This is a genomic window from Mycobacterium sp. URHD0025 (genome assembly GCF_000426065.1).
Taxonomy (GTDB): domain Bacteria; phylum Actinomycetota; class Actinomycetes; order Mycobacteriales; family Mycobacteriaceae; genus Mycobacterium.
The window spans coordinates 194968-207952 of sequence record NZ_AUEQ01000006.1 but is presented as its reverse complement, the minus strand read 5'-3'; the positions used below and the strand labels follow the sequence as shown (position 1 = coordinate 207952).

Annotated in this window: 18 protein-coding genes; all 18 read right to left on the bottom strand. The window is 67.4% G+C overall.

The features are described from left to right. Positions 1-30: 30 nt before the first annotated feature. The 18 genes from rplO to H977_RS0105345 all read right to left on the bottom strand — a co-directional run bounded on the left by rplO (position 31) and on the right by H977_RS0105345 (position 12959). Positions 31-474, bottom strand: coding sequence for a 50S ribosomal protein L15 (gene rplO, locus H977_RS0105430; protein ID WP_029106892.1), 444 nt, complete (start codon positions 472-474; stop codon positions 31-33). Next, positions 474-659, bottom strand: a complete 186-nt coding sequence (gene rpmD, locus H977_RS0105425; protein ID WP_029106891.1) for a 50S ribosomal protein L30 — start codon at positions 657-659, stop codon at positions 474-476. Before rpmD ends, rplO begins: the two co-directional genes overlap by 1 nt. Before the next feature lie 2 nt (positions 660-661). Then, a complete protein-coding gene (gene rpsE / locus H977_RS0105420; protein WP_081681647.1) occupies positions 662-1318 on the bottom strand; it encodes a 30S ribosomal protein S5 in 657 nt (218 codons plus the stop codon). Between the two features lie 25 nt (positions 1319-1343). Further along, a complete protein-coding gene (gene rplR, locus H977_RS0105415; protein WP_036475169.1) occupies positions 1344-1757 on the bottom strand; it encodes a 50S ribosomal protein L18 in 414 nt (137 codons plus the stop codon). Between the two features lie 2 nt (positions 1758-1759). Then, positions 1760-2299 carry a 50S ribosomal protein L6 gene (rplF, locus tag H977_RS0105410; RefSeq protein ID WP_029106888.1) on the bottom strand — a complete coding sequence of 180 codons (540 nt, stop codon included), beginning with the start codon at positions 2297-2299 and terminating at the stop codon, positions 1760-1762. Positions 2300-2312: 13 nt separating this feature from the next. Beyond that, positions 2313-2711 (bottom strand): 30S ribosomal protein S8, encoded by a 399-nt coding sequence (gene rpsH, locus H977_RS0105405; RefSeq protein WP_029106887.1) that lies wholly within the window; start codon positions 2709-2711, stop codon positions 2313-2315. Between the two features lie 103 nt (positions 2712-2814). Next, positions 2815-3000 carry a type Z 30S ribosomal protein S14 gene (locus H977_RS0105400; RefSeq protein ID WP_003892855.1) on the bottom strand — a complete coding sequence of 62 codons (186 nt, stop codon included), beginning with the start codon at positions 2998-3000 and terminating at the stop codon, positions 2815-2817. A 4-nt stretch (positions 3001-3004) separates the two neighbouring features. Continuing rightward, positions 3005-3568, bottom strand: a complete 564-nt coding sequence (gene rplE / locus H977_RS0105395; RefSeq protein ID WP_029106886.1) for a 50S ribosomal protein L5 — start codon at positions 3566-3568, stop codon at positions 3005-3007. After that, positions 3568-3885 (bottom strand): 50S ribosomal protein L24, encoded by a 318-nt coding sequence (gene rplX, locus H977_RS0105390; RefSeq protein WP_003883431.1) that lies wholly within the window; start codon positions 3883-3885, stop codon positions 3568-3570. The genes rplE and rplX overlap by 1 nt, the downstream gene beginning before the upstream one ends. Beyond that, a complete protein-coding gene (gene rplN, locus H977_RS0105385; RefSeq protein WP_029106885.1) occupies positions 3886-4254 on the bottom strand; it encodes a 50S ribosomal protein L14 in 369 nt (122 codons plus the stop codon). It lies immediately after the preceding gene. Positions 4255-4438: 184 nt separating this feature from the next. Beyond that, positions 4439-5821 (bottom strand): amidase, encoded by a 1383-nt coding sequence (locus H977_RS32605; protein ID WP_051288687.1) that lies wholly within the window; start codon positions 5819-5821, stop codon positions 4439-4441. Then, entirely contained in the window at positions 5818-7359 is a 1542-nt protein-coding gene (locus tag H977_RS0105375; RefSeq protein WP_051288686.1) for a hypothetical protein, read from the bottom strand. Before H977_RS0105375 ends, H977_RS32605 begins: the two co-directional genes overlap by 4 nt. Positions 7360-7519: 160 nt before the next feature. Further along, the gene (locus tag H977_RS0105370) at positions 7520-7957 is read right to left on the bottom strand and encodes a RidA family protein (RefSeq protein ID WP_029106883.1); all 438 of its coding nucleotides are present in this window, start codon (positions 7955-7957) and stop codon (positions 7520-7522) included. Then, entirely contained in the window at positions 7947-9557 is a 1611-nt protein-coding gene (locus H977_RS0105365; protein ID WP_029106882.1) for a gamma-glutamyltransferase family protein, read from the bottom strand. The genes H977_RS0105370 and H977_RS0105365 overlap by 11 nt, the downstream gene beginning before the upstream one ends. Beyond that, positions 9557-9910, bottom strand: coding sequence for a Rieske (2Fe-2S) protein (locus H977_RS0105360; RefSeq protein WP_029106881.1), 354 nt, complete (start codon positions 9908-9910; stop codon positions 9557-9559). Before H977_RS0105360 ends, H977_RS0105365 begins: the two co-directional genes overlap by 1 nt. A 12-nt stretch (positions 9911-9922) precedes the next feature. Further along, entirely contained in the window at positions 9923-11389 is a 1467-nt protein-coding gene (locus H977_RS0105355) for an aldehyde dehydrogenase family protein (RefSeq protein ID WP_051288685.1), read from the bottom strand. Continuing rightward, entirely contained in the window at positions 11386-12612 is a 1227-nt protein-coding gene (locus H977_RS0105350) for an NAD(P)/FAD-dependent oxidoreductase (RefSeq protein ID WP_029106879.1), read from the bottom strand. Before H977_RS0105350 ends, H977_RS0105355 begins: the two co-directional genes overlap by 4 nt. Further along, on the bottom strand, positions 12609-12959 hold the full coding sequence (locus H977_RS0105345) for a Rieske (2Fe-2S) protein (protein WP_029106878.1): 351 nt from the start codon (positions 12957-12959) through the stop codon (positions 12609-12611). Before H977_RS0105345 ends, H977_RS0105350 begins: the two co-directional genes overlap by 4 nt. Positions 12960-12985: the final 26 nt, after the last annotated feature.

The following is a 12985-nucleotide window of genomic DNA, read 5'->3' as shown; positions in this document are numbered from 1 at the left end:
GCAGTTTTGTGTCTGCTCGCGCAGAAAAAGTTAGAGCTCGGTGGCCGAACCGCCGGCAGCAGTGATGGCCTCACGGGCACTACCGCTGAACTTGTTGGCGGTCACGTCGACCTTGACGGCCAGCTTGCCGTCGCCGAGCACCTTCACCAGGGAGTTCTTGCGAACCAGGCCCTTGGCCACCAGCTCGTCGACACCGATGGTGCCACCCTGCGGGAAGACCTTGGCGATGTCGCCGACATTGACGACCTCGTACTCGGTACGGAAGCGGTTCTTGAAGCCCTTGAGCTTCGGGAGCCGCATGTGGATCGGCATCTGGCCACCCTCGAACGTCGCGGGGACGTTCTTGCGGGCCTTGGTGCCCTTGGTACCACGACCGGCGGTCTTACCCTTGGAGCCCTCACCACGACCGACGCGGGTCTTGGCCTTCTTCTCTCCGGGGGCGGGCCGCAGGTCGTGAAGCTTGATAACAGACATCAGGACTTCACCTCTTCCACCTCGATAAGGTGATGAACGGCCTTGATCAGACCGCGGGTCTGCGCGTTGTCCTCACGAACCACGGACTGACGAATCTTCTTCAGCCCCAGGGTCCGCAGGCTTTCGCGCTGCTTCCAACGTGCGCCGATGGTTCCGCGCACCTGGGTGATCTTGAGCTCTGCCATGGTTATGCCGATCCCTCACGCGCTGCTGCGGCAGCCAGCGCTTCGCTCTCACGCCGGGCCTTCAGCATGCCGGCCGGCGCAACGTCCTCGAGGGGCAGACCGCGACGGGCCGCCACCTCTTCCGGCCGCTGGATCATCTTCAGCGCGGCAACGGTGGCATGCACCACGTTGATCGCGTTGTCGCTGCCCAGCGACTTGGCCAGGATGTCGTGCACGCCGGCGCACTCCAGCACCGCGCGAGCCGCACCGCCGGCGATCACACCGGTACCGGGGCTGGCCGGACGCAGCATCACCACACCCGCAGCGGCCTCACCCTGAACCGGATGGACGATGGTGCCGCCGATCAGCGGAACCCGGAAGAAGCTCTTGCGAGCCTCCTCGACGCCCTTGGCAATGGCGGCGGGAACTTCCTTGGCCTTGCCGTAGCCGACGCCGACCATGCCCTTGCCGTCACCGACGATGACCAGCGCGGTGAAGCTGAAGCGCCGACCACCCTTGACCACCTTGGAGACGCGGTTGATCGACACCACGCGCTCGATGTAGTTGCTCTTCTCACCGCTGTCGCGGCCACCACGGCCACCGCGGTCGTCGCGGCGGCCGCGGCCACCACGGTTGTCGGAAGCGCCCGGGCCGCCGGCACCAGTTGCCTGCTCGGCCATCATGCAATCCTCTCGTTGACAGTCATCAGAATTTCAGCCCGCCCTCGCGCGCGGCGTCCGCCAGCGCGGCGATCCGGCCGCCATAGGTGTAGCCACCACGGTCGAACACGACGGTGTCGACACCTGCGGCCTTGGCGCGCTCGGCGATCAGCTGACCGACCCGAACACTGTGCGCCTTCTTGTCGCCCTCGACGGCACGCACGTCGGGCTCGATCGACGAGGCAGCCGCCAGAGTGACGCCTTCCAGGTCGTCGACGAGCTGGACGTGGATGTGCCGTGCCGAGCGGTTGACCACCAGGCGCGGGGTCTGGGCGGTGCCGGAGACCTTCTTGCGCAACCGGGCGTGCCGACGCAGCCGAGAGTTACGACGGGTCTCGGAGATGTTCTGCCCCACCGGCTTACGCTGCGCCGCTGCCGTGGCTTCTGTTTTGCTAGCCATGGTTACTTACCTGTCTTTCCGACCTTGCGGCGGATCTGCTCACCCTCGTAACGCACGCCCTTGCCCTTGTACGGGTCGGGGCGGCGCAGGCGGCGGATGACCGCGGAGATCTGACCGACCTTCTGCTTGTCGATACCTGTGATCGAGAACTTGGTGGGCGTCTCGACGGCGAACGTGATGCCCTCGGGCGCCTCGATCACCACGGGATGGCTGTAACCGAGTGCGAACTCCAGGTTGGAACCCTTGAGCTGCACGCGGTAGCCGACGCCGAAGATCTCCATCTTGCGGGTGTAGCCCTCGGTGACACCGGTGACCAGGTTGGCCACCAGGGTGCGGGAGAGCCCGTGCAGGGAGCGGCTGCGCCGCTCGTCATCGGGACGGCTGACCACAATGGCGCCGTCGTCGTTGCGCTCGACGGTGATCGGCTCGGCGATGTCGAGGGTCAGGGTGCCCTTGGGCCCCTTGACCGAGACATTGCGGCCGTCAATCGTCACATCGACCCCGGCGGGAACCAGGACCGGCTGCTTACCAATACGCGACATGTCTTCTATCCCCTCACCACACGTAGGCGAGGACTTCGCCGCCCACGCCGCTTCGTGCCGCCTGACGGTCGGTGAGCAGGCCCGAGGACGTGGAGATGATCGCCACGCCCAGGCCGCCGAGCACCCGAGGCAGATTGGTGGACTTTGCGTAAACCCGCAGACCGGGCTTGCTCACGCGACGCAGGCCGGCGATGCTGCGCTCACGGCTGGGGCCGTACTTGAGCGACACCACCAGGGACTTGCCGACGCGGGCATCCTCGGTGCGGTAATCGGAGATGTAGCCCTCTTTCTTGAGGATCTCGGCGATGTTCGCCTTGATCTTCGAGTGGGGCAGAGTCACCTCGTCGTGATACGCCGAATTGGCGTTGCGCAGACGTGTCAAAAAGTCTGCGATCGGGTCAGTCATCGTCATGACAACCGGCTCACCTTTCTCGCGGCGGTTCCCCTTTCAGGGCCTTCCGCAACCTGTTGGATTGGGTCTGTGGTCTGCTGCGCGCGGTGCGCGTGTCGTGCTGTTACCAGCTCGACTTCTGCACGCCGGGCAGCTCACCCGCGTGCGCCATCTCGCGCAGGCAGATACGGCACAGCCCGAACTTGCGGTAAACCGAGTGCGGGCGACCGCACTTGTTGCACCGCGTGTACGCGCGAACCGCAAACTTGGGCTTCTTGTTGGCCTTGTGGACCAGCGCCTTCTTTGCCATGTGCTCAGTTCTCCTTGAAGGGGAAGCCCAGCGCCTTCAGCAGCGCACGGCCTTCGTCGTCGTTGGTCGCCGAGGTGACCACAGTGATGTCCATGCCGCGGGGACGGTCGATGGAATCCACGTCGATCTCGTGGAACATCGACTGCTCGTTGAGGCCGAAGGTGTAGTTGCCGGTGCCGTCGAATTGCTTGGCGTTCAGGCCGCGGAAGTCGCGGATACGGGGCAGCGCGATGGAGATCAGCCGGTCGAGGAATTCCCACATCCGGTCGCCGCGCAGGGTCACGCGGGCACCGATGGGCATGCCCTCGCGCAGCTTGAACTGTGCGATGGACTTGCGGGCCTTGCGGATCTCCGGCTTCTGGCCGGTGATCAGGGCCAGGTCCGCGACGGCGCCGTTGATCAGCTTGGCGTCACGGGCGGCGTCGCCGACGCCCATGTTGACGACAACCTTGACGACACCCGGGATCTGCATGACGTTGTCGAACTCGAACTGCTTCTGCAGCGACTCACGGATCTCTTCGCGGTAGCGCTGCTTCAGCCGGGGCTGAACCTTCTCTGGTGCAGTCATCAGATGTCCTTGCCATTGGTCTTGGCGATGCGGACCTTCTTGCCGGTCTCCTCATCGACGCGGTAACCCACGCGGGTCGGCTTGCCGTCGGAGTCGACGACCATCACGTTGGACACGTGGATCGCGGCCTCCTGGGTCACGATGCCGCCCGACGATGCGCCGCGCTCGTTCTGAGACTGCGCGGTGTGCTTCTTGATCCGGTTGACTCCCTCGACCAGGACCTTGTCGCGGGTCGGGTAGGCCTCGATGACCTTGCCCTTCGCGCCCTTGTCCTTGCCAGACACCACCAGCACGGTGTCGCCCTTGTGGACCTTCATTTACAAAACCTCCGGGGCCAGCGAGACGATCTTCATGAACTTCTTCTCGCGCAGTTCGCGACCGACCGGCCCGAAGATGCGGGTACCGCGGGGGTCGTTGTCGGCCTTGATGATGACGGCCGCGTTCTCGTCGAACTTGATGTAGCTGCCGTCAGCGCGGCGGCGCTCCTTGACGGTGCGAACCACAACGGCCTTGACGACATCGCCACGCTTGACGTTGCCGCCCGGGATGGCGTCTTTGACGGTCGCGACGATGATGTCGCCGATACCGGCATAGCGTCGCGATGAGCCGCCGAGCACGCGGATGCACAAGATCTCCTTGGCGCCCGTGTTGTCGGCGACCTTCAACCGCGATTCCTGCTGAATCACTCGATCTCCTGACCTGGTTTTGTATGCACGCCAGATACCGACCTGGACGTGCGCGGTCTTTGTTTCCGAAGGGCACGCGGGGCTGACTCAGAACAGCAGTCAACCGAGGTCTGCCCAAGGCAACCCCTACATACTAGGTGAGCACGGCTAATGCGCCAAATCGCGGCAGATCGGCGACCCGGTATCAGAGGCAGAGGCCCTCTACCAGCGCGGCAGCCGCCAAGACCAGGGCATCGGCGTGGCGATGCCCGACGATCTGCAGACCGACCGGCGCACCGCCCACGGTACCGGCGGGCACCGAGACGGCTGGGTGCCCGGTCAGGTTGAACGGGAAGGTGATGGCCAGCGCACCCCAGTGGTCCACCGGCTGCCCGGCGATCTCGGTGGGCATCGGCCCCGCGGCGGGGAATGCCGGGACCTGGGTGGCCGGCGTGAGCAGCAGATCGAAACCCTCGAATGCCTCCGCCATGGTGGCGACCAGGCGGGCGCGTATCTCGTGCGCATCAGCGAGCGCGTCGGCATCCACCCGCGACGTGGCATCGAGGTATCCGCGCAGCGTGGGGTGGATGGCCCGACCCGCTGGCGCGTCGCGCACCTGGGCGTATACATCGAGCCCCGACAGGGTCCGGTAAGCAACTCCGCAGGCCGGGTCCACCTGCAGCCCGGCGCGCACGCGCACCGCGCCGGCCGCGGCGATGAACCGCTCGGCAGCCCCCTGGACTACCTCGGCCACCGCCGGGTCACACGGCGCGTTGCCCAGGTCCGGGGTGAATGCGACACGCAACCCGCGCAGGTCTGCGTCCAGACCGCGTTCGAAGCTCCCTGGCGCCGGCAGCGACCCGCGGTCATAGGGGTCGATGCCGCAGACGCAGTCCAGGAACCTGGCGGTGTCGCGGACCGTGCGGGTCAGCGCGCCGTAGTGGTCGTTGTCGGCGGCGCCGCGGTGCCGGGGGCCGCGTGGCACCAGGCCGTAGGTGGTCTTGAACCCGACCAGCGCGCAGTAGGAGGCCGGAATACGCAGCGAGCCCGCACCGTCGGTGCCGGTGGCGATCGGCACCATGTCTGCGGCCACTGCGGCCGCCGAGCCTCCGCTGGAGCCGCCCGGGGTGAGCTGCGGGTTCCACGGATTGCGGGTCACGCCGTGCAGTTCGGATGCGGTGTAGGAGGCACGCCCGAATTCCGGTGAGGCGGTGAGGCCGATCGGCACTGCCCCGGCCGCTACAGCCCGGGTTACCAATGTGCAGGTGTGGTCGGCGACCCGGTCGGCGTAGAGCGCACTGCCCATGGCAAAGGGCCAGCCGGTGACCGGGTGAAGTTCCTTGACGCCCAAGGGAACCCCGGCCAGTGGACCGGGATCGACGCCGCGGGACACCAACCGGTCCAGCTCGAGGGCCCGGGCCATCGCGCCCTCGGCGTCGACGTGAACGAATGCGCCGATCGCGCCGTCGCGGGCTTCGATCCGGTCCAATGCCGCGCCGACCATGTCAACTGCCGGGGTCTCCCCCGATCTGACGGCGGCGGCGGTGTCGACCACCGTGCGGCCCCGACCCGCCGGCGCGGCGTTCACAGCATCACCGCCGCCGCGATGGCGGTTGCCACCACCAACCCGGTCACCACCGGGATGAACAACCGCCGAGCCAGGTCGACCACCCCGACCCCGGTCAGACCGGCGACGACGATCAGCGAGGACCAGATGACCAGCGTGCCGCCGCCGGTCCAGCTGGCCCCGTTCTGGGCGATGGCCGCCAGCGTGGCCACATCGGTGCTGCCGTCCCCCAGTGCCCCGGCCATCGAGCCAGTAAACGGCAGCCCCGGCCAGCCGTTGCCGTCCAGCCCGATCAGCATCCCGATCAGCAGCATCGCGAACGCCGCGAACACCGGCACGTGCGGGATGTGCGGTTGCACCAGCGCGACGGCGTCGAACAGGAAGGCCGGCGCATCGGCGCCCTCGGGCAGGCCCAGGATGCCCGCGGAATAGTCGGCAAGCCCGATGTAGACGAAACCGGCGACGGGAATCACCATTCCCATGGTGCGAAACGAGAACGTGATGCCCTCGGTGAAGTGCGTCCCGACCTCACCCAGCCAGTCTTTTCGCTTCGCGATCAACGCGATTGCCACCAGAGCGAGTGCCGCGGTGCCGCCCACCAGGGGCGCGCCCAGCCCTTCGTCGATGTCGGGGACAAGCGAGGTGAACCGGCCGAGGAGCATGAACATCAGCAGCGCGGCGAACAACACCGGGATGGCGACCGCGACGATCAGCGCCCTCGGCGAGGGCCGGCCCGCCGCGACGGGGGCCGGCACGGACGTCGGGGCGGCGGTCAGGGTCGCGGTGACAGCGCGGTGGGCAGACCCGCCGGTCCCGGCCGGGGCGCTTTCGGTGCCGGCCTCCTTGGTGCCCGGTGCCGGGTCCGGGCCGGCGCCCGGTCCGGACGCACCGAGGCCGGGCAGGTCGACTGCGGCGGCCGCGTCCGGGTCGAGCATCTTGGTCCGTACATCACGAAAGTAGGCCACCGACAGCGCCACCGCCCCGGCGATCAGGGCGATGACGGTAGCCCGGTCGGCGATCATCCTGGCCGAGACATGGGCGCCCTCGGCGGACAATGCCGGTGCCACGCCCATGATGTAGTCCGAGCTGAGCGCCATGCCCTGCCCGGCGATGGCGATCGCCAATGCCGCACCCAACGGTGACAGTCCGGCCCTCAGCGCGGCGGGCAGCAGGATCGCGGCAATCAGCGGCAGTACCGGGGTGGGCCAGAATGCCAGCGACAGCAGGAAGGTCACCACCGCGAGCAGTACATAGGAGACGTGGCCGTTGCGGAAGAAGCGGCTCAACGGGCGGATCATCAAGGTGTCCGCACCGAGCGCGCGCATCGCCCCGAGCATCGCGGTGACCAGCGCGATGATGATGAACACCGGTAGCAGCTCCCGGGTTCCGGCGATCGCCGCGTTGAAGATCGACCCCAGTCCCATGGTGAAACTGCCCTGGTAGACCAGGCCGGTGAGGAAGGTGGCGATGAGCGCGGGGGCAATCACGTTCTTCTTGGCCACCACTGTCGCTATCAGTGCAGCGAGGCCGATCAGATACACCCAGTGGGCCGCGGACACAGGCGTCACCATCCAATCCAGTAGTTCTGCTCGGGCTGTTTTTCCGTAACACTCTGGTGTTCAGTCGTTTTCAATGGTTCTCTCCGACTGACGCCCCACTGCATTGATTAGCACACATTCGCCACCGGCGCGCACCTCATTCACTCACGCCACCTCGACATCAGAAAAACGCTGCGATCAAATCGATTTCGACCGGAGAACCCGATGGCAAAGTTTGCACCCCGATTGCCGACCGCACCGGCAGCGCATCGCCCCCGAGTTCGTCCCGGATCCGCGCCGAGGCGCCATCGGCCACCGCTGACAACTCGTGAAATGTTGGCGCGCAAGCAATGTAGACCGTCATCCGCATACAGCGGATACGGTCGATTCCGACACCCGCCGGCAGCGCCGAACGCGCCGCCGCCAACGCATTGGCCGCCGCGATCCCAGCCGCGGCGTGGGCTTGCTGCGCCGAGAGCGTCGCCCCGACGACACCTCGCACACTCAGCTCACCGTCGACCCGCGGTGTCATGCCGGCGGTGTAGATAACGCCGTCGTGTACCAACGCGCTCCGGTAGTCGCCCTGTGGTGCGGGTGCGTCCGGCTGGTCAGTCGACACCGATCGCCACACCTTCCTGCCGCGGATCTGCGGCGCCGCTCAGTACCCCGCATTCGTCCCGGCAGATCACCTGGGCGCTACCGCCGGCACCATAGGCCGGCTGCACGACGACCCGATGCCCGTTGGCGCACAACTGTTCCCGGGTCGGCTCGTCGATCCGGTCCTCGACACGCAGCTCGGTCGGCTGATCTATCACCTCGGCGTCGGAGCCGGGGAACACGGTGAACCGGGGTGCGGCCACCGCTGCGGCCGGATCCAATCCGTGGTCGAGCAAGTGCGAGAGCAGCTGCATGTTCCACTGCACCTGACCGTCGCCGCCTGGGACGCTGCCCAGGGCCAGCAGTTCGTCCCGGGCGCCGGTGGCAATCCAGGCGTTGAGTGTGTTGAGGGGTTTCCGTCGCGGTGCCACCTCGTTGGGGTGGCCTGGGATCAGGTAGGCACCTCGGCCCAGCCGGTTGTTCAGCACCACACCGGTACCGGGCACCGTGAGGGTGGCGCCGAAGGTGAATCCGAGTGAATGGATGAAGGACACCGCGCGCCCCTCCGCATCAACGGCAGCGGTGCAGGTGGTGTCGCCGGCGCGTACCGAGAACGCCATTCGGTCCTCGTTCGAGCTCGCCAGGTCCCGGCGCTGCCGCGCAATCCGGTTGGGATCCAGGACATCACGCCATCCAGTATTGTCGCTGCCACACAGCGCCAGTCGATCCTGGAAGGCCAGTCGGGCGGCCCGCGCCATCCGGTCGATCGCACCGGCGCCCAGCCAGGGCTCGGATCCGAGGACGCCGTCGCACAGCGCAGCCTGCTGCAGCACCATCCAGCCGGGCGTGGGCAACGGAGTCTGGTGGATGGTGGCACCCGCGTAGTGGCCGGTGATCGCCGTCTCGGGTTCGGCGATGACCGCGGCCGCCCACTCGTCGCCGGTGAACGGCGCGCCGGCCGCACCAAGCATCGAGACGGCACGCCCGGCTAAATCGCCGGTGTAGAAGTCGGCCGGGTCATGAGCCAGCCGGCGGATGGTGCGGGCGAGATCGGGCTGCACCAACCGGTCCCCCACCCGCGCCGCATTCCCGCCCGGCGCGTAGACCCCGGCCAGGCCGGGATCCCGTCGGATCGCGGTGAGTGCCTCGCCCACGTCAGTGGCCGTCTTGGCCGAGCACGGCAGTCCGGTTTCGGCGAGCCTGGCTGCGGGCTCCCACAATTCGGGCAGGCCGAGGCTCGCACCGTGCGCGTGCAGACCGGCCAGCGCCGCGGGCGCACCGGGGACCGCGACACCCAGTGCTCCATATAGCGGGATGGTGGACATGCCCTGATCGCGGTAGAACGACATGGTCCCGCCGTCGGGGCCGAAGCCGGACCCCCCGATCGTCCACACCCGCCCGTCGGGCTCACGCACCATCGCGAATGCGTCACCGCCGATTCCACATTGGCCGGGCAGGACCAGCCAGGTGAGCGCCGCCATGGCCAGGGTGGCGTCGATGGCGTTGCCGCCCGCGGCGAGCACCCGGGCTCCGACGGCACTGGCGGCGGGATGACTCGAACTGACCATCCCGCCCAGCGACAGCGCCGGCGGCCGCTGCTCCGGGTGGGTTTCGGCGGCCATCACGCCCCCTTGCGGCGGCGGCGCGGACCGACCGGGATCTCCCCTGGCTCCACGCCGACGTAGATCTCCCCGTCGCGTTCCTGCACAGGGTAGGTCTTGATCGCGACGGTGGCGGGTGGACAGATCGGCTCTCCGGTTTCCAAGTCGAATGCGCTTCCGTGGCAAGAACATCCGATACCGTCGTCGACAAGTTTGCCCGAGGAGAGCATGCAGTCCAGATGGGTGCAGTAGTTGGAGGTCGCGTAGGCCTTGCCGTTGAGACGAGCCACCGCGAATTCGTGATCGCCGGCGAAGAACCGGCGCACAATCCCCTCGGGCACCTGCCCTGACCGGGCGACTCGGGTGAATTCCATTGCAGCTCCTGTTTAAACGGACGGGGTGAGGTAGACGGTCTTCTCGAGTGTGTAGAACTCCATGAGGGTCGCTCCGGCCTGTTCCTTGTAGGTCTGGGTGCTCGAGGCCTTGTAACCGCCGAACGGGGCATTCATCGCCATACCGGTGGTCGGCTGGTTGATCTTGACCAGACCGGTCTTGGACCGGTGCGCGAACCGGCTGGCGGAGGCCAGGTCAGCGGTGACGATCGCCGCACTCAGCCCGAACTCAGTGGCGTTCGCCAGATCTATCGCCTCGTCCAGCGAGCCGGCCCTCTGGAAGGCGATCAGAGGCGCGAACACCTCCTCGGCGACGATCCGCATGGTGGGCATCGCATCGGCGAAAACGGCCGGCCGGACAAAGAATCCGCGATCACCGACGATGGTGCCGCCGCAGCGCAGCGAGGCGCCTTCGGCCACCCCGGTTTGGACGTAGTGCAGGAACTTGTCGAGTTGAGCCGCGCTGGCCAGCGGTCCCATGTTCACCCCGGGCTGGTCCCCGGGGCCGACCTTCAGCCTCTCGGCCTTGGCGACCACCTTCTCCAACAGCGCGTCGTGAACGGCATCCACAGCGATGACGCGGCTGGTGCCGGTGCAGGCCTGCCCGCTGAGTCCGAACGCACCCTTCACGATCAGTGCCGCGGCACCGTCGATGTCGGCGTCCTCGGCGACCACGACGGGGTTCTTTCCGCCCATCTCCAGTTGCACGCGACGCCGGGGGCCGACCACGGTGTGGATCGACCGGCCGACCTGCGTTGATCCGGTGAATGTGACTGCCGGGATCCGAGATTCGGCGGCAATGGCCGCCCCGGCAGCTCCGTCGCCCTGCACCAGCGCGATCGCACCCGGCGGCAGGCCGCCGTCCAGCAGGGCCTCGACCAGACGCTGCCCCATCAACGGGGTGATCTCCGACGGCTTGAACAGCACCGGATTGCCTGCGGCAAGCGCGGGGCCGATCTTGCGCGACGGGATGTTGAACGGGAAGTTCCACGGAGTGATCGCGCCGACGATGCCGACCGGCTCGCGCAGCGTGTAGACCAGGCCGTCGCCTGCGGTCGGATAGGTGGTGCCGGTGGCCCGGGTGGCTTCCCCGGCGTAGTAGCGCAGATTGGCCGGCGTCCGGCTGACCTCCATGGTGGCCTCGGCGGTGGTCTTGCCCTCCTCCCGGATCAACTCGGTGATCAGCGCCGGCGCCTGCGACTCCAACTGTGAGGCAGCGGATTCCAGGATCGCCGCCCGGCGTTCTGGCGGGGTCTGCGCCCATCCGGGGGCCGCCTTCTCCAACGCGTCGACCGCCCCGCTGACATCGGCGGCACCCGACGCCGGGAAGATGCCGATCACGTCGTCGGGGTCGGCGGGGTTGCACCTCTGGAACGTCCGGCCCGAGACTGCGGGCACCCATTGGCCGTCAATGAAATTGGCTCCCTCGAACGGACTTCCGTTCCTCGCTCGCGCGGTCACAACGCCACCTCCTCGGTGTCCGCCAGTCCCCAGAGATCGGTGTCTTCGTCTTCGAGCACCCCACGTTCGATGCGGCGGCCGAGCAGTTCTCGGCCGACCATCACGTCTTCCCCCCGATCAGCGGTGAAAACTCCTCGCAGGAGGCCGCCGTCGAGATAGAAGGCGGTGAAGTCGTTGGCGGCGGGATTGCCGCGGATCACCAGCTCGGCGGCAGCCTCACCGAGGAACTGGAAGTTGTGGTCGTATTGATCCGACCAGAACCATGGGGCGTCGTCGTTGACCGCGTCACGGCTGAGCATGGCGTTGGCCACCGCGGCGCCCTGCTTGTTGGCATTGTCGAAATGCTCGAATCGCACATAGCGTCCGGACCGCGCAGAGTAGCGCCGCGCGACATCACCCGCTGCGTAGATGTGCGGAATCGAGGTCCGTCCCTGTGCATCGACCACGATGCCGTCGTCGACGTGCAGACCCGAGGCAGTAGCAACCGCGGTATTGGGGAGGATACCGATGCCGATCAGCACCGCGTCGGCCTCGAGCGGTCCCGCATCTCCGCATTCCACGACGACGCCGTCGGCGGTGGTCCGCACGGTGTCGACCGCGACACCGGTGCGCATGTCGATGCCGTGGTCGCGATGAATGCGTGCCACCTCTGCGCCCAGCCGTTTCCCGATGATGCCTCCGAGCGGTACCGGCGCTGTCTCCAGCACGGTCACCTCGGTTCCGAGACCGCGTGCAGTGGCCGCTATTTCGAGCCCGATGAAGCCTGCCCCGATGATCGCCAGCCGACCGCCCGGAGTGAGTGAGCGCTGCAGCGCGATCGCGTCGTCGACGGTGCGCAGGTAGTGCACCAGGTCAGGGCGGGGCCCGGGGACAGGCAGGCCGCGGGGCTCACCACCGGTGGCGAGCAGCACCGCGTCGGCCTGAATCGGAGCACCCACGGCCAGTTCAACCCGGCGGCTACCCGGATCAACCCGGGTCACCTCCACCCCGGTCAGGATTTCCACCTCGTAATCGGCGCGCCAGCTCTCCGGCAGGATCTGCAGCGACTCGAATGTGTCTGTGCCGGAGAGGAATTCCTTGGACAGCGGCGGACGCTGGTACGGCGCGTGCGGCTCGTCGCCGACCAGGACGATCCGTCCGTCGAAGCCGCGCCTGCGCAGGGTGCGGGCCGCCACGGCGGCCGCCTGCCCCGCCCCGACGGTTACGAATGTACGGCCGGTCATGCCCGTGCTTCCCTTCCCGCAGCCACGGTGCCCAGCGGTGCCGTGGGGTTGACATAGATGATTTCCTCCTCGACCCGGACCGGGTAGGTGGGTTGGCAGCGGTCTTGCCCCTCCTCGTACCCCGTCTCCAGGTCGAACTGCCACTGATGGCCCGGGCAGATCACCTTGCCGTGCAGCAAGGTGCCCTTGGCCAGGGAGCGGTCTTGATGAATACAGCTGTCGGCGAACGCATATACCCGTCCCGCCGCCTCGAACAGTGCGATGGCCAGGCCGTCGACTTCGACCCGGAGTTTGCGGCGCCGGGCGAGGTCCTTGGTGCTCGCCACCGCGATCCACTGCGTGGTCATGGCGTTACCTTTCTGCCGAGGCGGCG

Excerpts from the sequence above, each read along its gene's own strand:
- rplO (WP_029106892.1), bottom strand. The coding sequence starts at position 474 with ATGTCTGTTATCAAGCTTCACGACCTGCGGCCCGCCCCCGGAGAGAAG.
- rpmD (WP_029106891.1), bottom strand. The coding sequence starts at position 659 with ATGGCAGAGCTCAAGATCACCCAGGTGCGCGGAACCATCGGCGCACGT.
- rpsE (WP_081681647.1), bottom strand. The coding sequence starts at position 1,318 with ATGGCCGAGCAGGCAACTGGTGCCGGCGGCCCGGGCGCTTCCGACAAC.
- rplR (WP_036475169.1), bottom strand. The coding sequence starts at position 1,757 with ATGGCTAGCAAAACAGAAGCCACGGCAGCGGCGCAGCGTAAGCCGGTG.
- rplF (WP_029106888.1), bottom strand. The coding sequence starts at position 2,299 with ATGTCGCGTATTGGTAAGCAGCCGGTCCTGGTTCCCGCCGGGGTCGAT.
- rpsH (WP_029106887.1), bottom strand. The coding sequence starts at position 2,711 with ATGACGATGACTGACCCGATCGCAGACTTTTTGACACGTCTGCGCAAC.
- H977_RS0105400 (WP_003892855.1), bottom strand. The coding sequence starts at position 3,000 with ATGGCAAAGAAGGCGCTGGTCCACAAGGCCAACAAGAAGCCCAAGTTT.
- rplE (WP_029106886.1), bottom strand. The coding sequence starts at position 3,568 with ATGACTGCACCAGAGAAGGTTCAGCCCCGGCTGAAGCAGCGCTACCGC.
- rplX (WP_003883431.1), bottom strand. The coding sequence starts at position 3,885 with ATGAAGGTCCACAAGGGCGACACCGTGCTGGTGGTGTCTGGCAAGGAC.
- H977_RS0105365 (WP_029106882.1), bottom strand. The coding sequence starts at position 9,557 with ATGGCCGCCGAAACCCACCCGGAGCAGCGGCCGCCGGCGCTGTCGCTG.
- H977_RS0105360 (WP_029106881.1), bottom strand. The coding sequence starts at position 9,910 with ATGGAATTCACCCGAGTCGCCCGGTCAGGGCAGGTGCCCGAGGGGATT.
- H977_RS0105350 (WP_029106879.1), bottom strand. The coding sequence starts at position 12,612 with ATGACCGGCCGTACATTCGTAACCGTCGGGGCGGGGCAGGCGGCCGCC.
- H977_RS0105345 (WP_029106878.1), bottom strand. The coding sequence starts at position 12,959 with ATGACCACGCAGTGGATCGCGGTGGCGAGCACCAAGGACCTCGCCCGG.